Raw genomic sequence first — 18,072 nt, forward strand, 5'->3', positions numbered from 1 at the left:
GCGTCAATCGTCGGTGAGGTCGGTGAAATCCTGCTCGTTGCGTTCGGCGAGGCGCAGGTACACCCACGCGATACCGAGCAGGATCGGATAACCGACCACCCCGAGCAACACCCACGGCAGGCGGATGCCCAGCACCGTCATCTCCGCGAGACCGGGAAAGGCGTGGAACAGCACCGGAATCGCGCCGAGCAGGCACACCGTGAACAACGCGACCCGAAGGGCGAGCCCGAGTTGCGCACGGACCAACCCGCGGACCATCGCGTCGCCGACCTCGGTCTGCTGTTGCACCTCCACGCGGGTGCGGACCATGCGCGCTCCGCGCCGCTCGGCGAGAACGACCTTCTGTCGCTGCGGAGGTGGGCCACCGGTGCTGCTCATCGCGACGTCCACGACTGCATGGGCCCGCGGATGAGCCGGTCCTTGAGCTCGCGCGTATGCCGGCGGCTGACCGGTAGTTCGACGGGCGGGGAGTTGCTGTCGCCGCGCAGGCAGACGACGAGGCCCGAACCGACGCTGCGGATACCGGTCACCAGCGGCAGCGCCACCAGATAGGAGCGGTGCACGCGGAGGAAGCCGGCCTCGGCCCAGCGGTTCTCGAGCGTCGATATCGGGATGCGGACCAGGTGCGAACCGGTCGCGGTGTGCAGTCGCGCGTAGTCGCCCTCGGCTTCGACCCAGTGGACCGACGAGCGCGGCACGAGCGTGGTGACGCCGCCGAGCTCGACGGGAATCACGTCGTCGCCCGGACCGGTGTCGGATGTCGTCTGCGCGGCGGGTCGGCTGCGCTCGGCGATCCGCCGGACCGCTTCGGCGAGCCGTTCCTCACGGAGCGGTTTGAGGACGTAGTCGACGGCACCGAGGTCGAATGCCGAGACCGCGCGGTCGTCGTGCGCGGTCACGAACACCACGGCCGGGGAGACCGCGAAATTGCGGAGGATGCCCGCAAGCTCCAGGCCGTCGAGTCCGGGCATGTTGATGTCGAGGAAGACCGCGTCGATGCCGCCGTCGCGCAGCACGCGCAGAGCGGTCGTCGCGTCTCCCGCGGTGTGCACGACGCCGATCTCCTCCTGCGCGCGCAGCAGGTAGGCCAGCTCGTCGAGGGCCGGCGGTTCGTCGTCGACCGCCAGCACGGTCAGGTTGTCTGTGATCTCGTTCACGGCGAGTCCATCGTGCCATGTCGGGTCTTCCTCACGGCCGGATACCCGCCCGGAACTTCGGCACGCGCATGCTGACCCGGGTGCCGGCACCCGGCGCGGTCTCGATGACGAGACCGTAATCGTTGCCGAAGGCGGCACGTAACCGGTCGTCGACGTTGGCGAGACCCACGTGCGCCGACTCCCGGACACCGCTGCCGTGCTCGCTCTCGGCGATCGCGTCGAGCGTCCCCGAGCGCAGCAGTTCCGGATCCATGCCGATGCCGTCGTCCTCGACGCTGATGACACAGTCGGTGCCTTCGTCGGCCGCCGTGATGATGATCGTCCCCGTGCGGGTGTCCTTGCCCGCGATCCCGTGCCGCACGGCGTTCTCGACGAGCGGCTGCAGGGCGAGGAAGGGCAGCGTCACGTTGAGCACCTCGGGCGCGATCTGCAGACGCACCTCGAGGGCATTGCCGAAGCGGGCGCGTTCGAGCGTCAGGTACCGGTCGATGTTGCGCAGTTCCTCGGCGAGCAGGGTGTACTCACCCGCCGCGCGGAACGAGTACCGGGTGAAGTCCGCGAAATCCAGCAACAGTTCGCGGGCCCGATCGGGATCGGTGCGGACGAACGACGCCACCGTGTTGAGCGCGTTGTAGATGAAATGCGGACTGATCTGGGCGCGGAGCGCACGGACCTCGGCACGGTCGAGCCGGGCGCGGGAGGCGTCGAGTTCGGCCAGTTCGATCTGACTGCACGCATAACGCGCCACCTCGGTGATCGCACCGAGCAGCGCCGGGCCGGGTTCGACGGTCGTCACGACTCCGAGCACCCCGGCGACACCCACGTCCTCCACGACGAGCGGCTGCGCGATCAGTGCGCGGGCCGCGAGATCGCCGTTGGTCCGGCGCAGATCGTGGTGGCCGACGAGGACACGTCGCTTGTCGGCTGCGGCACGGCCGGCGGCGGCGAGCATCTCCTCCGTCAGCTCCTCGAACGGACCGTCCCATGCGAGCAGTGCGCCGTCCTCGTCCAGCAGTGCCACCGCGCGAGCTTCGGCCAGCAGCATCCGCAGGTGCGGAGCCGCTTCCTTCGCGGACGACGCGTCGAGTCCGGCCCGGAGCGGACGGGCCGCGAGCGACGCCGTGTGCAACGTCGCGTGGACCGCGCGTTCGGCGGGTGTGGTGACCACCCGCCGGGTCCACAGCACCACCGAGATCACGACCAGCACCAGGAGCAGCACCGCCACTGCGAGCTCGATCGCGATCATGCGCCCACGTTACGTCGGATCGGCCGGGCGATCCGGGAACGCCCGTCCTGTCGTCCTACCGTTGTGCACCGCTGTCGCGGCGGCGACGGATACGTTCCTCCACGGCTGCCTCGTCGACATCGAGACTCTCCAGCACGTCGCGAAGGATCTCGTCGTCGAGTTCCCCGCGATCGCGTGCGTCGATGAGCGCCTGGCGCCGCGCCTGCAACGTCGCGCGCCGGATGTCGTCGAACAGCGCGGCCGGTCGCGGTCCCGCATCCTCCGCCGCGTCCTCGGCGGTCTCCGCCTCCTGCCGGGATCGGAGCGACGTGCGTGCCCTGTTCAGCAGTGTCTCGTAGATCTCCGGGTTCACACCGTCGGGGGGGTCCACGGCGAGTTCGCCGAGCACACGGTCGCTCGACTCCGCCGAGATCCGGCGGGCCACCGCCATCTGTTCCTCGGTCCGCAGACGCTCGTAGGGGTCGGTGACGTCGAGCCTGCGGATGAGCCACGGCATGGTCGCTCCCTGGATGACCAGTGTGCCGATGGCGACGACCAGCGCGGAGATCTGGATCATCTCCCGACCGGGGAAATCGGCACCCGACGCGATCACGACGGGCACTCCGCCGGCGGCGGCGAGAGTGACGACTCCCCGCATGCCCGCCCAGGACACCACGACGTGCTCCCGGAAGCGCAGCTGGTCGCGGCCGAGGCGCTCGGATCCGGCGCGGCGCACGAGTGCGCGCCGCCCCCAGTGCAGCAGGCCCCACGCGGGTCGCACGAGCATGACGACGAGCAGGATCGCCACCGCGCCGAGCAACGCGACATGCAGATCGGTGCCGCTGCCGCGGACGTCGTCGAGGACGAACCGGAATTGCAGGCCCATGTAGGCGAAGACGAAGGTCTCGAGCACCACGTCGACGCTCTTCCACACCGCGCGTTCCTGCAACCGCGTGCTCACCGAGACCTCGGTGGCGCGGTGCCCGAGGAACAGTCCGGCGGCGACGACGGCGAGCACTCCCGAGGCGTGGACCTCCTCGGCGGCGAGATAGGCCGCGAACGGAAGAACCAGCCCCAGGACGGTCTCGAGCGGCGAGTCGTACATCCGGGCGCGGATCAGGTGCACGATGTACGCGAGCACCAGACCGACGGCGACCCCACCCGCGACCTCGTAGAGGAAGAACAGGACCGGCGAATCGGCGAGGATGTGCGTTCCCGTGACGGCCGAGATCGCGACGGTGAACAGGGTCAGGGCGGTGGCGTCGTTGACCAGCCCTTCCCCGGTCAGCACCGCGAGGACCCGTTTCGGCAGTCCGAGTCGCTGACCCACGGCGACGGCGCTGACCGCGTCGGTCGGTGCGACGACCGCGCCGAGAGCGAGCGCCGCACCGAAGCTCAGCGCCGTCACCATCGCGGACGCGGTCCACGCCACGACGAACGCCGTGACGAGCACGGTGAAGATTCCGAGCCGCAGGATCGACGGCAGGTACCGACGGAAGGTGGGGACCGAGAACCTCAGGGCCGACGAATACAGCAGCGGTGGCAGAACGACCCCGAGGATGATGTCCGGATGCAGTTCGAGCCGTGGCAGACCGGGCACGAACGATACGAGCGCTCCGACGGTGACGAGCACGAGCGGAGCCTGGAGGTCGCGGCGCGACGCGACGGTGGTCACCGCGATTCCGGCGATGACGACCAGCAGGATCCAGGCTCCGTTCATCGCGGCAGTACCGTGCCAGGCGTCCGGTTCACGGTGTGATCGTGGCACAGGAGCCGCTCGCCCGGAGGAACCTGCAGACCGTTTGTACCGACACGGCACGGGTATGCAACCGATCGACCGCCCTGTACCCGTCCCTGCGAGGAGTGCGTGTGATCCCAGACCGCGACGACGACGGTTGTGCGGACCTGCGCACCTGTGCCGCACCGGGCGCGATGAGCCGGGGAGACCTGCCGGCCGGACGAATCGGGTTGCCACACCGCTTGTCCGGGCACCGATCGGCTGGACGCCTCCGTATTGCCCGGAACCCTCGGCGGATACGACCGAGGTCCGCGCGTGCAGGCCACCTGCGATGGCCTGCCCTCCTCGGCATTCTCCCCCGGGGACCGAGTCACCTCGTACTCACGACCGCTGCACTGACACTCATCGAGAAGTACTGATCCCCGATGGACCGGAGGAGCGGACAGTGATGACACTGATAGGTTTCCACGCCTCACACGAACAGGTGTCTCCATCCCGCCTGCTCGAGGACGTCCGGCTCGCGGAAGCAGCCGGTTTCCGGGCGGCCATGTGTTCGGACCACATCGAACCGTGGTCGCACAGGCAGGGACACTCGGGTTTCGCGTGGTCGTGGCTCGGTGCGGCCCTGGCCACCACCGAACTGCGTTTCGGCGTCGTCACGGCGACGGGCTTCCGCTACCATCCCGCCGTCACCGCTCAGGCCACCGCGACTCTGGCATCGATGTTCCCGCACCGTTTCTGGTTCGCGCTCGGCAGCGGTGAGCATTGCAACGAACGCATGTCCGGGACTCCCTGGCCGCCCAAGGAAGAGCGTCAGCAGATCCTGGGCGAGAACCTCGACATCGTCCGGCGTCTGCACGCGGGCGAGGTCGTCGACCACGACGGCGCTGTGAAGGTCGACCGCGGACGTGTCTGGGACCGACCACCGGTCCCTCCCGAAATCCTGCTCCCCGCACTGACTCCCGAGACGGCCCGCCGATTCGCCGGCCGGGTCGACGGCCTCGTCACCGTGAACGCCCCGCTCGACGACCTGCGCCGCATCCTCGACGCCTACCGCGACGGCGGCGGAACCGGACGGACCGTGCTGCAGGTGCATCTGAGTTGGGCGAGCACCCGGGACCGGGCCGAGGCGATCGCCCGCGAGCAGTGGTCGACCAACGCCCTACCGCCGGAGCTGATGGCCGATCTCGCGACACCGGAGGAATTCGAGTCGCACGCAGTCGAAGTCGTCGACCACGACCTCCACAACTCCGTCGTGGTCTCCGACGACCCGGCCGAACACGTCGACCGCCTGTGCGAATTCGCCGATCTGGGCTTCGACGAGATCTACCTGCATCACGTCGGTCCGGAGCAGCGTCCGTTCATCGACACCTTCGGCGACGCGGTGCTGCCGCACCTGTCGTGATCGGTGCTGCCGCACCTGTCGTGATCAGGGCTGACGCGGACCGGGCTGCGCTTCGGGACCGGGGCCGCCCTCGGGACCCGGCTGCCCGCCGGGCTCCGGCTGCGCTCCCGGAGCGGGATTACCGGTGGTACCCAGGTGTTTGCGGGCGGCGTCCTGTGCCTTGTCGACGTGCTGGGCGTACTTCCCGCCGGTGCGTCCGTCGACGTGGTCGCCGGCCTTCTCGATGAAACCGTCGGCCTTGTCGGGATTCTTCTCGGCGTAGTCCTTGCCCTTGTTCACAAGGCCCTTCAGCGAATCCATGAAACCCATAGCGCGGTCCTTCCCTCGTGCAGAGTGCCGTGGGTCCGGGCACACCGAACCATGTGCTCCGAGTCAGTGTACGCCCGGGAGCAGATCGTCGGGGGCCGCGAACAGGCGGCGGTGCTCACCGTGCAGGCGGCCCGACACCCACCACAGGATCTCGACGAGGACGACTCCGATCAGGCCGCACGTCACCGCGATCGTCGTATACGCGACGTTCGACGGATCGAGGGCGAAGAACTCCCGCGTGACCGGCACGGAGAACAGGATCACGTATCCGAGTACCGAACCGGCGAGCAAGGCGATCTTCCACCACTGGTACGGGCGGGCCACCACGGCGAGCACCCACAACGCGATGATCAGCAACGTGATCAGGGCAGACGTCCCGGCCTGGATCTTCTGCTGCTCGGTCTGGTCGGGACCGCCGTAGACGAGCACGTAACAGACGAAGGTCGCCACACCCACGACGACGCCGGACGGGATCGCCAATCGCATCACCCGGGAGACGAAGCCCGAGCGCGCCCGCTCGTTGTTCGGGGCCAGCGACAGGAGGAAAGCGGGGATGCCGATGGTGAACCACGCCGCGATCGTCACGTGCCGGGGCAGGAACGGATAGGGCAACGGTTCGAAGTCGAACACCTGGGACAGCACGCCCGACATGCCCACCAGGAAGGCGAGCAGCACCGAGTAGACGGTTTTGGTGAGGAACAGATTGGAGACGCGTTCGATGTTGCCGATCACCCGGCGACCCTCGGCCACCACGTAGGGCAGCGTCGCGAACTTGTTGTCGAGCAGGACTATCTGTGCGACCGCGCGGGTCGCGGGGCTGCCCGATCCCATCGCGACTCCGATGTCGGCGTCCTTGAGGGCGAGGACGTCGTTGACGCCGTCGCCGGTCATGGCGACGGTGTGTCCGCGCGACTGCAGTGCGCCGACCATGGCGCGTTTCTGATCGGGACGGACCCGGCCGAAGGTCGTCGATCCTTCGACGACGTCGGCAAGTTCGTTCTCGGCCTCCGGCAGGGAACGCGCGTCGACGGGAGACGTACTTCCCGGCAGGCCGAGCGACGAGGCGACCGCGCCGACGGCGATCGCGTTGTCGCCGGAGATGACCTTGACGTCGACATGCTGGCCCGCGAAGTACTCGAGGGTCGGTTTCGCGTCCGGACGCACCCGCTGGTCGAGGACCACGAGTGCGACGGGCGTGACCGTGCCGGGCGCGTCCACCACGTCGACCGGACGGTCGCTGGAGGCGAGCAACAACACCCGCAACCCGCCGGCTCCGAGTTCCTCGGCGCGTCGCGCCGGCTCGCTGCCCGGATCGAGCAGTACGTCGGGAGCACCGAGCAACCAGTTGCCGTGCGTGCCGTAGGACTGCCCGCTCCACTTCTTCGCCGACGAGAACGGTGCCACGGCCGTCGGCTCGCCCCAGCCCGGGGCGGTGGGGAACGCCTCCGCGATCGCGAGGACGCTGGAGTTGGGACGCGGATCGTCGGCCGCGAGCGCAGCGAGGGCGGCGCCGGCCTCGTCGAAGTCGCTCCCGTCGACGACTTCGACGTCGGTCAGGCGCATGCCGTTCTCGGTCAGCGTGCCTGTCTTGTCGGCACACACCACGTCGACGCGCGCGAGCCCTTCGATCGCCGGCAGTTCCTGCACGAGGCACTGCCGGCGTCCGAGGCGGACGACGCCGACCGCGAACGCGATGGACGTCATGAGCACGAGCCCCTCGGGCACCATCGGCACGAGGGCGGCGACCATGCCGCTCAGCGCGGGACCGAGCGACTCGCCGCTGGAGAAGAGCTGGTTGTAGATGATCAGCAGACCCGCGGGAATCATCAGGTAGGTGATGAAACGCAGGATCTTGTTGATGCCCGCGTTCAGTTCCGATTTCACGAGGGTGAACTTGCTCGCCTCTTCCGCGAGTCGCGCCGCGTAGGCGTCGCGGCCTACCTTCGTGGCGCGATAGGAACCGGAGCCGGAGGCGACGAAACTACCCGACATCACCGTCGACCCCGGAACCTTGTGCACGGCGTCCGCCTCGCCCGTCAGCAGCGATTCGTCCAGCTCGAGTCCCTGGGCCTCGACCACCTCACCGTCGACGACCAGCTGGTCGCCGGGGCCGAGTTCGATGATGTCGTCGAGCACCACTTCGTGCGGAGCGACCTGCGCGGCGGTGCCGCCCCGGCGCACGACAGGCTTCGTCTGACTGACGATGGCGAGCTTGTCCAGGGTGCGCTTGGCGCGGACCTCCTGGATGATGCCGATTCCGCTGTTCGCGATGATCAGCAGACCGAACATACCGTCGATGATCGAACCGGTGGCCAGCACGATCAGCAGCAGCACCCCGAGGATCGCGTTGATCCGGGTGAACACGTTGGCCCGGACGATGTCCTCGACCGATCGGGACGCGCGGTCGGGTACATCGTTGGTGAGGCCACGCGCGACCCGCTCGGCGACCTGCTCGGTGGACAGCCCGGTGGCTGCGTGGTCGGGTGCGAGGGCAGGTGCCTCGCCCGTTCCCACCACCGTCGGGGGCTCTTCTACTGCCATGACGAACCAGATTAGGGTACGAAAGCGAACAACCGGCGTCGTGGCGGGTGGATCAGCTCGACGCAAGCCACCACGGATCGACCGCGACGGGCTTGGATATATCGATCCGTTGCCCCGGCATCGGCACCGCGGTGGTCACCTCCGACTCCCTCGCCGCGGGTAGCAGCCGGGCGACCGGTTCCGACCAGGCGTGGAAGGCGAGATCGAAGGTTCCCCAGTGCACGGGGACGAGCAGACTGTCGCGCCGGTCGACACCTCCGAGGTCGAGGTGCGTGCGCACCGCCTCCTCGGGATTCATGTGCACGTCGGGCCAGCGCTTGTCGTAGGCGCCGACGGGCAGCAGCGTGAGGTCGAACGGGCCGTAGGCTTCACCGACATCCGCGAACCGCGGGGTGTAGCCGCTGTCGCCGCCGAAGAACACCCGGCGCGTCGGTCCGGTGAACACCCACGACGACCACAGGGTGATGTTGCGCTGGAGACCGCGTCCGGAGAAGTGCCGGGCCTCGGTGCACGTGATGCGCAGCCCGTCCACCTCGACGTGCTCGTCCCAGTCGAGTTCGACGATGCGTTCCTCGGCGATCCGCCATCTGCGCAGGTGCGCGCCCACACCGAGCGGCACGACGAAGCGGGCGGTCGGTTGCAGCACGGCGAGACTCTCGACCGTGAACCTGTCGAGATGGTCGTAATGGTCGTGCGAGATCACCACCGCGTCGAGGCGCGGCAGGGTCTGCAACTCGGCCGGCACCGGGTGCAGGCGCGCCGGGCCGACGGTCGGTGACGGCGAGACCCGCTCGCTCCACACCGGGTCGCACAGCACCCGGTAACCGTCGACCTCCACAAGCGCACTCGAGTGCCCGAACCACGTCACGGCGAGCTCCGCCGCGTCGACCGGAGCGAGATAGGGCGACAACGGCACCTCGGCGCGAGGTCTCCCCCGCGATCCGCGAGTGAGCAGGTCCTTCGCGAAACCGCCCGCCTCCTCGGGGCCGAGCACGGACGCCGGATCGGTGTTGTGGAACCGACCGTCCCGGTAACGGGGCGACGCGGCGGCGTAGGGGCGGATGTCGGAGACCGAGGCGCCGAGGGAACCGGGCAGCCCGTTCACGGCGCGTGCGACCCACAGCGTGCCCGCGCCCGCGAGGGCGGCGGAGACCGCAGACCGGATGTTCATCGTCCGCGGAAGATCGGGTCGCGGCGCTCGGCACGAGCGAGCCGGGCTTCCTGGACGTCTTCGCTGAGCCACGCCGCGGCGAGCGCGGCGGTCTGCTCGGGGGTGGCCTCGTCGCGGGTGCCGTCGTCGTTGAGGAACAACTTCATCGCATGCAACGACAGCGGCGCGAGTTTCGCGATCTCGCCCGCCCATGCCTGAGCGTCGGCGAGGTCACCGATGCGGTTGGCGAGTCCGCGCGCGAGCGCTTCTTCGGCGTGGACGGGCTCGGCGGCGAGGAAGACGGAGCGCGCAGGACCTCCGCCGAGGAGCGAGGCGAGTCGCCGGACGGTCCAGCGATCGACCGAGATGCCCAGTCGTGCAGCGGGTACCGCGAAACGCCCGGTGGGAGCCACGACCCGGAGGTCTGCGGCCAGCGTGAGCTGGGTGCCGGCACCGATGGCGGGGCCGTTGACGGCCGCGATCACCGGGATCGGGGCTTCCACGATGGTGCGCAACATCTCGGCGAGGCTGTCGGTGAATCCTTCGGCGTAGACGTCGCCGGAGAGGTCGGCGCCGGCACAGAAGCTCGTGCCCCGTCCGGTGATCACCATGACCCGCGCGTCGTCGGCCACGGCCTTCTCCACCGCTTCGCGGATCTCCACGCACAACTGCGTGTTGAGCGCGTTCCTGCGCTCCTCGCGTTGCAGTTCCACGGTCACGACGTCGCCGTCGCGGCTGATCCCGATCATGTGCGATCCCCATCCCTTCGTCACCGGACACCCCGCATCATTCCATCAGTTCGAGCGTGCACTGATCGCCTGATCCGATTTCGGTGGGTCCGGCCCCGCCGAGCGGGGGTGGAACCACCGACATCAGTGGAACCAGTCGAGGAGCCGGCCCCGCGACCAGCAGCGCGCCACCGCATCCACGCGTTGCCGAGAACCCTCGTACAGCGCGATGCCGACGATGCTGTGGCCGGAGGCAGGGCGATCGCCGAGTGTCGGGACCGACGGCGCGACGCCCACCCCCTCGGCCGACACCCACGCGACCGTTCGTCCCGCAGCGGCGGCCCGGAGTCGTTGCACGAACAGGGGACGCCGGGCGACGGGGAGACGCGACAGCGCCCAGGTCGTCGTCACGACGGGCAGAGCATCCTCGGGTACGGCCGCGATCGCTTCGGGCAGCAGGTCCACGATGTCGCCGCGGAACCGGAGGGGTGGATCCGCGGCGAACAGAACGTCCTCGCTGTCGGGCCTGTTGCGGGTCACCGCGACGCGCGCGACCACAGGAGGCATCGCCCGGCCCGGGACCGACCCGCCGTGGACGATCGAACAGTTCTCCTGCACAGAAGAATCCGGGTCGCCCAGGAACAGGCCGTCGCTGTAGGTGATGCCCACGCGGTCGACACACAGGTTCAGGGCTGCGGGGCGCCCCACATCGATCAGACCGATCGCGGTCGCTTCCGCGCGGTGGGCAGCCTCGGTGATCGCCGGGTGGAGCACCGCGTAGCGCCCCGTCTCGTCGGTGGCAGTTCTCCCTCGCGCCGTGCCGGCCATGTCTGCTCACTCCTCGTCGTCGGCACGTGGACGGCCGGGCCCGCGCATGCGGCCCACCTCGCGTGGCAGCCGGTCGGCATCGGCGAGGGCGCGCCGGAGCAGGAATTCGATCTGAGCGTTGGTGCTGCGCAACTCGTCGGCAGCCCACCGCGCGAGCGCGTCGTGGACTGCCGGGTCGAGGCGCAGCAACACCTTCTTACGTTCGGGCATGCCGCATGATCCCTACTGGTACAGCGATCCCGTGTTGAGGACGGGCTGAGCACTCTGGTCGCCGCACAATACGACGAGGAGGTTCGAGACCATCGCAGCTTTGCGTTCCTCGTCGAGTTCGACGGTGTGTTCGGCCTCGAGGCGGGCCAGTGCGGTTCCGACCATCGACACGGCACCCTTGACGATCTGCTCGCGGGCGGCGATGACGGCACCGGCCTGCTGGCGTCGCAGCATCGCCTGGGCGATCTCGGGCGCGTAGGCGAGCTGGTTGATGCGGGTCTCGATGACGCGGATACCGGCGGACTGCACGCGGTCGTGGACCTCGGCCGAGAGCTTGGTGGTGATCTCGTCGGCGTTCTGGCGCAGCGACATCACTTCCGGCGCACCGTCGTACGGGTAGGAGCCGGCGATGTGGCGGACCGCGGCCTCGGTCTGGACCGCGACGAATTCCTCGAAGTCGTCGACGTCGAAGACAGCCCGCGCGGTGTCCTCGACCTGCCACACGATCACCGCCGAGATCTCGATGGGGTTGCCGTCGGCGTCGTTGACCTTGGCCTTGCCGGTCTCGTGGTTGCGGATGCGTGTGGAGATCTTGCGCCGAGTGTTGAGCGGGTTCATCCAGCGCAGACCTGGTTCACGCAGGGTGCCGGTGTACGAACTGCCGAGGAGCTGGAGGACGCGCGCCTCGTTCGGTTCGACGAGGACGAGTCCGGCGAGCGACACGAGGGCGAGCACCGCGATCACAGCGCCGACGACGATCAGGGGAACCGTCACCTCGACCGCTCCCCAGCCGATCAGCCCGGCGCCGACGGCGACCGCGACCAGAGCGGCGATCAGTACGGGCCAACCGTTGGACGAGGTGCCCGGCCGCTCGGTGGTGACGGGTGATTGCACGACATTCATGTTCCTACCTCCCAGAGTCAAAGCGATATAAAAGTGATATCACATTTATTCGGTGGGCGACAGCGTTCGCTCCGCGCACGGTCCGCGAGAGCGGCATGATGAAGGACAACGATCCGAGAGGGAGGCTCGTGATGATCGCCGACGAGGCACTCGATGCTGCCGACACGCGCACCGCCGACGCGACACCGGTGGACATCGTCGTCATCGGCGCCGGACAGGCCGGCCTGTCGACCGCCTACTTCCTCACGCGATTCGGAGTCGCACCCGAGACCGGATTCGTCGTCCTCGACCGCTCGTTCGGCCCCGGCGGGGCATGGCAGGACCGCTGGCCGTCGCTCACCCTGAGCACCGTCAACGGTGTCCACGACCTGCCGGGCCTCGCGTTCGCGGACGTCGTCGACACCTCCGCGGGAGAAGTCCCGGCGGCCTCGGCGGTACCGCAGTACTACGCCGCCTACGAGAAGGAGTTCGACCTTCCCGTCCATCGCCCGACCACGGTCCGGGTCGTATGCGACCGCGGCGACCGGCTGCGCGTGGAGACCGAGTCGACCGTCTACGCCGCCCGCGGCATCGTCAACGCGACCGGCACGTGGGAGCGGCCCTTCGTCCCGTGGTATCCGGGGGCCGCGCAGTTCACCGGGCGGCAACTGCACACCAAGGACTACCGGACGGCCGACGAGTTCACCGGACAGCACGTGCTCGTCGTCGGCGGCGGCATCTCGGCGGTGCAACTCCTCGACGAGATCTCCCGCGTCACCGAGACCACCTGGGTGACACGTCGCGAACCCGCTTGGAGGGACGAACCTTTCACGTCCGCACGGGGTCACGCCGCCGTCGCGCTCGTCGAGGACCGGGTGCGGCGCGGACTGCCACCCGGATCGGTCGTCTCCGTCACCGGGCTCCCCCTCACCCCGGCGCTGCGCGCCGCACGCGAACGCGGTGCACTGGAGCGGTCGCCGATGTTCTCCGAAATCACCGAGACCGGTGTCCGGTGGAGCGACGGCCGAACCCTCGACGTCGACGTCATCCTGTGGTGCACCGGTTTCCGCAGTTCCCTCGACCACCTGGCTCCCCTGTCGTTGCGCAACTCCGGTGGCGGCATCACCATGGCCGGCCGCCTCGCGACCCGGGTCGCGAAGGATCCGCGCATCCACCTCGTCGGGTACGGTCCGTCCGCGTCCACGATCGGTGCGAACCGGGCCGGCCGCGCCGCCGCGCGCGAACTGCTCGACCATCTCACCGGCGAGGTACCGCAGCAGTGAGTGGGCGGGGCGGATCGGTACTGCTGGTCGCCCTCGCGACCACCGCCAGCCTCGTCGCCTCGTCGCCGGCCCTGGTCGACATCGCCCTTCCTCCCCCACCGCCGGCGCCGGCCGCACCTCCACCGACACCGCTGACGGCCGACGAGCTCGTCGCGCGTACCGTGCCGGTCGTCGTGACCATCGATGCGAGCGCGGGCTGGACCGGGATGACGGGCACCGGGATCGTGCTCACCCCCGACGGCACGGTCGTCACGAATCATCATGTGGTGAGCGGAGCCACCGACATCAGCGCGGTGAGCGGTGCCGACGGATCGATCTACGACGCGGAGGTTCTCGGTTACGACCGCGAACGCGATCTCGCCGTCCTGCAGCTCGGCACCGCGAGCGATCTCCCGGCCGCGACGATCGCCGACGTCCTGCCGCCGGTGGGTTCCCGCGTCACAGCGTTCGGCAACTCGGAGGGTGGCGGAGTCGTCGTGGCCACCCCCGGCACCATCGTCGAGTTCGACCGCAACGTCGTGGTGCGCGATGCCACGAACGGGTCGCGACACCGTCTCACGGGGATGATCCGCACCGACGCCCCGATCCGGCCGGGCGATTCCGGTGGTCCCCTCGTCGACGACTACGGAACGGTCGTGGGCATCAACACCGCGGGTGCCGTGCAACGGAACACCGACACCTCGCCCGGGACGAGCCCCGAGGCGTATGCCGTGCCCATCGCCGAGGCGATCACGGTCGTCGAGCAGGTGCGCGCAGGCGTGAGCGAAGGATCGGTGCACGTGGGTCCCACGCCGCGGCTGGGCGCGAGCGTCACCACCGCTCGCAAGGACGGGCAGGATCTCGGTGTCGAGGTGCTGTGGGTGTCCTACGGCAGTCCCGCCTACCGTGCCGGACTCGATGCCGGCGACGTCGTGGTGTCCTTCGACGGTGAGCCGGTCTCGTCGACCGCCGAACTCGAGCAACGACTGCTGCGGCGGCGTCCCGGCGATGTCGTGTCGATCGAGTGGACCACCGAGGGTGGCGAAAAGCGTTCCACCGAGATCGTTCTCGAATCCGGACCGGCACGCTGACGTCGTCGTTCACGAAAACCGGTTGATTCCCGGGCCGGCCGGCGAAGACACTCGACCTGGAGTCGCCTCGAGGTCGCAAGATCTCATCGGACCGCTCGACGACCGGGGAAAGACGATGAGCAACCACACCGCACCACCGACGCACAGGCGTCCACGCATGGCGCGCGGGCCCGTGCGGCCGTTCGCCCACCCGCAGTACCGCCTGCTGGTCCTGGCGCTCGCGGCGGGACTGCTGTCCGTGGATACCTGGCTCATCGCGGTGGTGTGGCAGGTCGTCGACATGGGTGGCGGTCCGGCCGAACTGTCCTCCGTCGCAGTCGGACCAGCGGTCGGCATGCTCCTCGTCGCGCTTGCCGGCGGTGTCCTCGCCGACCGGATTCCCCAGCGCACCCTGCTTCTCACGACGTACATCGCACGTGCGGTGCTGGTGGCGGTGACGGCGGCACTCGCCGTCGGAGGATCGCTCACCTTCGGGCATCTCACCGTCGTGGGGTTCGCGCTGGGGCTGGCGAACGGCGTCCAGTTCCCGGCCTATTCGGCGTTGCTGCCCTCCATCGTCCCTCCGCAGGACCTGCTCGCCGCCAACGGCGTCGAGGGAGTGCTCCGGCCGACGCTCATGCAGGCGGCCGGCCCGGCGGCGGCGAGTGCTGTCGTGGCCGCCTCGTCCCCCGCAGTCGCGTTGTGCATGGTCGCGCTCCTCGAGGTGGCCGGGGCACTGTGCATTCTCGCGATGCGTCCGACCGCGGTCCGCCGGGCCGGTGCACGGACGGGCGGAGTCAGCGGTTTCCGTTCCGTCGTGGACGATCTCGCGGAAGGCGTGCGGTTCACCGTGCGCACTCCCTGGTTGCTCGGAACGCTCCTCTTCGGATCCGTCGCGGTCCTCTGTGTGCTGGGACCGATCGAGGTGCTCATCCCGTTCGCGATCCGCGAGTCGACCGGGGGTGGGCCATCCCAGCACGCGATGGTGATGGCGGGTTTCGGCGTCGGTGGCGCCGTCGGGTCGACGATCGTGGCGTCGCTCCGGTTGCCGAGACGCTATCTCACCGTCCCGCTCCTGATGTGGGGCCTGGGCTGCGTCCCCCTCGCCGTCATCGGGGTCTCCGGGTCGGTACCGATCATGATCGCCGCGGTGTTCGTCGTCGGCGCGCTGTTCAACGCCGGATCCGTCGTGTGGGGAACGCTGCTGCAACGGCGGGTGCCCGCGCACCTGCTCGGTCGGGTCTCGAGTCTCGACTTCTTCGTCTCGATCGTGTTCATGCCGCTGTCCATGGCCGTGGCCGGGCCGCTGGCCCTCACGGTCGGGCTCGCGCCGACCTTCGCGATCGCCGGGTCGGTGCCGGCCGTCGCCGCGGTGATCGTGATCGTCGCGGCCCGGACGCGGCGCGACGAGATCGACAATCCACTCGACGCCGTCCCGGTGGGCGACGGTGGGATCGTGCCCGCGGAGTGCGGCGGCTGAGGGACCGCTCGTGGCCGGTACCGACCCGCGCCGGACCTCGGACTCGTCGCACCCGGGATACTCGGTGCGTGAGCGCAACACTTCGTATCAACGGCCTGTCGGCCTCCCGCGGGGAACGTGTCCTGTTCGACGGACTCGATCTCACCGTCGCACCCGGCGATGTGATCGGCCTGGTGGGGGCGAACGGCGCCGGAAAATCGACGCTGCTCACAACCCTCGCGGGGATGGGGGACGCCGACGTGACGGGCTCCGTGATACTGAGCCCGCCCGACGCCACCATCGGCTATCTCGCCCAGGAACCCGAACGGGTGCCGGGCGAGACGATCCTCGGTTTCCTCGCACGTCGCACGGGTGTCGCGGCGGCAGAACACGTCATGAACGCCGCTGCCGAGCGACTCGGCGACTCCGACGAGGACGAGTACACCCCGGCGCTCGAACGGTGGCTGGCGCTCGGCGGGGCCGACCTCGCCGAGCGTGCCGAAAAGGTGATCGACGACCTCGGCCTGGAAGCGGGCCTCGACGCTCCGATGACGGCGCTCTCCGGTGGCCAGGCCGCCCGCGCCGGGCTGGCGGCACTGCTGCTGTCGCGCTACGACGTCCTGCTGCTCGACGAGCCGACGAACGACCTCGATCTGGCCGGGCTCGAACGGCTCGAACGGTTCGTGGACGAGACACGCACGGCGTTGGTGGTCGTCAGCCACGACCGCGAATTCCTCGCGCGCACGGTGACGGGCATCGTCGAACTCGATCCCGTGCAGCAGCAGATCTCGGTGTACGAGGGCGGGTACGAGGCGTATCTCGTCGAGCGTGAGGTGGCGCGCCGGCACGCCCGTGAGCAGTTCGAGGAATACGCCGACACGAAGACCCAGCTCGAGGAACGCGCTCGGATGCAGCGGAACTGGCTCGAGCACGGTGTGCGCAACGCGCGTCGCAAGTCCAAGGACAACGACAAGATCGGGCGCAAGCACCGCGCGGAGGCCACCGAGAAGCAGGCGGCGAAGGCCCGGCAGACACAGCGGCGCATCGAGCGACTCGACGTCGTCGAGGAACCGCGCAAGGAATGGGAACTGCGCATGTCCATCGCCGCCGCCCCACGCAGCGGCACGGTGGTCGCGACCCTCGACGACGCCGTCGTCCGGCGGGGAGACTTCGTCCTCGGCCCGATCACCACGCAGGTCGAGTGGGGCGACCGCATCGTCGTCACCGGCCCGAACGGCGCGGGGAAATCCACGTTGCTGCGGTTGCTGCTCGGCACGATCGCACCGGATTCCGGGCGCGCGTCGCTCGGGTCGGGTGTGCTGGTGGGTGAGATCGATCAGGCCCGCAGCCTGTTCGAGGGCGACGAACCGCTGGTCGAGGCGTTCGGGCGCAACGTGCCCGAGTGGCCGGACGCCGAGGTCCGGACCCTGCTGGCGAAGTTCGCCCTCAAGGGGCACCACGTCCTGCGCACGGCGTCGTCGCTGTCACCGGGCGAACGCACCCGCGCCGGGCTCGCGCTGCTGCAGGCCCGCGGCGTCAATCTGCTGGTGCTGGACGAACCGACCAACCACCTCGATCTGCCGGCGATCGAGCAACTCGAGCAGGCCGTCGACAGTTTCGAGGGCACCCTGCTGCTGATCACGCACGATCGCCGCATGCTGGAGACCACGCGGACCACGCGTCGATGGATGCTCGACGGCGGGACGCTGAGTGAGGAGTTGCTGTAGATGGGTGGAAGCGTGCGGGTGGACAGTTGGACGTGGTCGGTCCGGTTGTTCAAGACCCGATCCGCCGCGGCGAGTGCGTGCCGCGCCGGGCACGTCCGCGTCGATGGTGTGACGGCCAAACCGTCGACACCGGTGACGCTCGGCGCCGAGGTCCGTGTGCGTGCCCACGGCACGGAGAAGATCGTCGAGGTCACCCAGCTCGTGAACAAGCGGGTGGGCGCACCGATCGCCGCCACCGCCTACATCGACCACAGTCCCCCGCCTCCGCCGAAGGAGATCCTCGCCGCGCTTCCCCGCCGGGACCGCGGAGCGGGTCGCCCGACGAAGAAGGAGCGCCGTGAGCTCGATCGGCTTCGCGGAGTCGACGACGACTGAACAACC

General features: G+C 69.3%; 17 protein-coding genes. 6 read left to right on the forward strand and 11 right to left on the reverse strand.

Annotated elements, in window-relative coordinates; translation table 11 throughout:
• Positions 1–3: 3 nt before the first annotated feature.
• From PV766_RS00350 to PV766_RS00365, 4 genes are read right to left on the reverse strand one after another with little or no spacing between them, the layout of a single operon-like run.
• On the reverse strand, positions 4–378 hold the full coding sequence (locus tag PV766_RS00350; protein WP_037224178.1) for a hypothetical protein: 375 nt from the start codon (positions 376–378) through the stop codon (positions 4–6).
• Positions 375–1,157 carry a LytR/AlgR family response regulator transcription factor gene (locus PV766_RS00355; RefSeq protein ID WP_129977086.1) on the reverse strand — a complete coding sequence of 261 codons (783 nt, stop codon included), beginning with the start codon at positions 1,155–1,157 and terminating at the stop codon, positions 375–377. Before PV766_RS00355 ends, PV766_RS00350 begins: the two co-directional genes overlap by 4 nt.
• Positions 1,158–1,188: 31 nt before the next feature.
• Positions 1,189–2,403 carry a sensor histidine kinase gene (locus PV766_RS00360; protein WP_421096209.1) on the reverse strand — a complete coding sequence of 405 codons (1,215 nt, stop codon included), beginning with the start codon at positions 2,401–2,403 and terminating at the stop codon, positions 1,189–1,191.
• A gap of 55 nt (positions 2,404–2,458) precedes the next feature.
• Positions 2,459–4,102: a Na+/H+ antiporter gene (locus PV766_RS00365; protein ID WP_255162275.1), complete on the reverse strand. Its 1,644-nt coding sequence runs from the start codon at positions 4,100–4,102 to the stop codon at positions 2,459–2,461.
• A 466-nt stretch (positions 4,103–4,568) separates the two neighbouring features.
• On the opposite strand from PV766_RS00365, the gene PV766_RS00370 reads away from it, so the two are divergent.
• The gene (locus tag PV766_RS00370; RefSeq protein WP_421096322.1) at positions 4,569–5,525 is read left to right on the forward strand and encodes a TIGR03885 family FMN-dependent LLM class oxidoreductase; all 957 of its coding nucleotides are present in this window, start codon (positions 4,569–4,571) and stop codon (positions 5,523–5,525) included.
• A 24-nt stretch (positions 5,526–5,549) separates the two neighbouring features.
• On the opposite strand, the gene PV766_RS00375 is transcribed toward PV766_RS00370, so the two are convergent.
• The 7 genes from PV766_RS00375 to PV766_RS00405 all read right to left on the reverse strand — a co-directional run bounded on the left by PV766_RS00375 (position 5,550) and on the right by PV766_RS00405 (position 12,194).
• On the reverse strand, positions 5,550–5,834 hold the full coding sequence (locus tag PV766_RS00375) for an antitoxin (protein WP_129977089.1): 285 nt from the start codon (positions 5,832–5,834) through the stop codon (positions 5,550–5,552).
• Positions 5,835–5,897: 63 nt separating this feature from the next.
• Entirely contained in the window at positions 5,898–8,375 is a 2,478-nt protein-coding gene (locus PV766_RS00380) for an HAD-IC family P-type ATPase (RefSeq protein WP_255162273.1), read from the reverse strand.
• A gap of 52 nt (positions 8,376–8,427) precedes the next feature.
• On the reverse strand, positions 8,428–9,546 hold the full coding sequence (locus tag PV766_RS00385) for an MBL fold metallo-hydrolase (RefSeq protein ID WP_129977090.1): 1,119 nt from the start codon (positions 9,544–9,546) through the stop codon (positions 8,428–8,430).
• Positions 9,543–10,274: an enoyl-CoA hydratase gene (locus PV766_RS00390; RefSeq protein ID WP_421096210.1), complete on the reverse strand. Its 732-nt coding sequence runs from the start codon at positions 10,272–10,274 to the stop codon at positions 9,543–9,545. The genes PV766_RS00385 and PV766_RS00390 overlap by 4 nt, the downstream gene beginning before the upstream one ends.
• 123 nt (positions 10,275–10,397) lie before the next feature.
• On the reverse strand, positions 10,398–11,081 hold the full coding sequence (locus PV766_RS00395; RefSeq protein ID WP_421096211.1) for a DUF2332 family protein: 684 nt from the start codon (positions 11,079–11,081) through the stop codon (positions 10,398–10,400).
• Between the two features lie 6 nt (positions 11,082–11,087).
• Positions 11,088–11,291 (reverse strand): hypothetical protein, encoded by a 204-nt coding sequence (locus PV766_RS00400; RefSeq protein WP_016933661.1) that lies wholly within the window; start codon positions 11,289–11,291, stop codon positions 11,088–11,090.
• 12 nt (positions 11,292–11,303) lie between these two features.
• Positions 11,304–12,194 (reverse strand): SPFH domain-containing protein, encoded by an 891-nt coding sequence (locus PV766_RS00405; protein WP_421096212.1) that lies wholly within the window; start codon positions 12,192–12,194, stop codon positions 11,304–11,306.
• Between the two features lie 131 nt (positions 12,195–12,325).
• Here PV766_RS00405 and PV766_RS00410 point away from each other — a divergent pair, with 131 nt between their 5' ends.
• The 5 genes from PV766_RS00410 to PV766_RS00430 all read left to right on the forward strand — a co-directional run bounded on the left by PV766_RS00410 (position 12,326) and on the right by PV766_RS00430 (position 18,066).
• Positions 12,326–13,456: an NAD(P)-binding domain-containing protein gene (locus tag PV766_RS00410; RefSeq protein ID WP_421096213.1), complete on the forward strand. Its 1,131-nt coding sequence runs from the start codon at positions 12,326–12,328 to the stop codon at positions 13,454–13,456.
• Positions 13,453–14,526, forward strand: coding sequence for a S1C family serine protease (locus tag PV766_RS00415; protein WP_421096214.1), 1,074 nt, complete (start codon positions 13,453–13,455; stop codon positions 14,524–14,526). The genes PV766_RS00410 and PV766_RS00415 overlap by 4 nt, the downstream gene beginning before the upstream one ends.
• 157 nt (positions 14,527–14,683) lie before the next feature.
• Complete coding sequence (locus tag PV766_RS00420; RefSeq protein ID WP_421096215.1) at positions 14,684–15,985, forward strand: MFS transporter; 1,302 nt, start codon at positions 14,684–14,686, stop codon at positions 15,983–15,985.
• Positions 15,986–16,053: 68 nt separating this feature from the next.
• Complete coding sequence (locus PV766_RS00425; protein ID WP_421096216.1) at positions 16,054–17,691, forward strand: ABC-F family ATP-binding cassette domain-containing protein; 1,638 nt, start codon at positions 16,054–16,056, stop codon at positions 17,689–17,691.
• The gene (locus tag PV766_RS00430; RefSeq protein WP_016934130.1) at positions 17,692–18,066 is read left to right on the forward strand and encodes an RNA-binding S4 domain-containing protein; all 375 of its coding nucleotides are present in this window, start codon (positions 17,692–17,694) and stop codon (positions 18,064–18,066) included. It begins immediately after the preceding gene.
• The last annotated feature ends 6 nt before the right edge of the window (positions 18,067–18,072 follow it).

The organism is Rhodococcus sp. As11, from assembly GCF_048957735.1.
Classification (GTDB): Bacteria; Actinomycetota; Actinomycetes; order Mycobacteriales; family Mycobacteriaceae; genus Rhodococcus; species Rhodococcus gordoniae.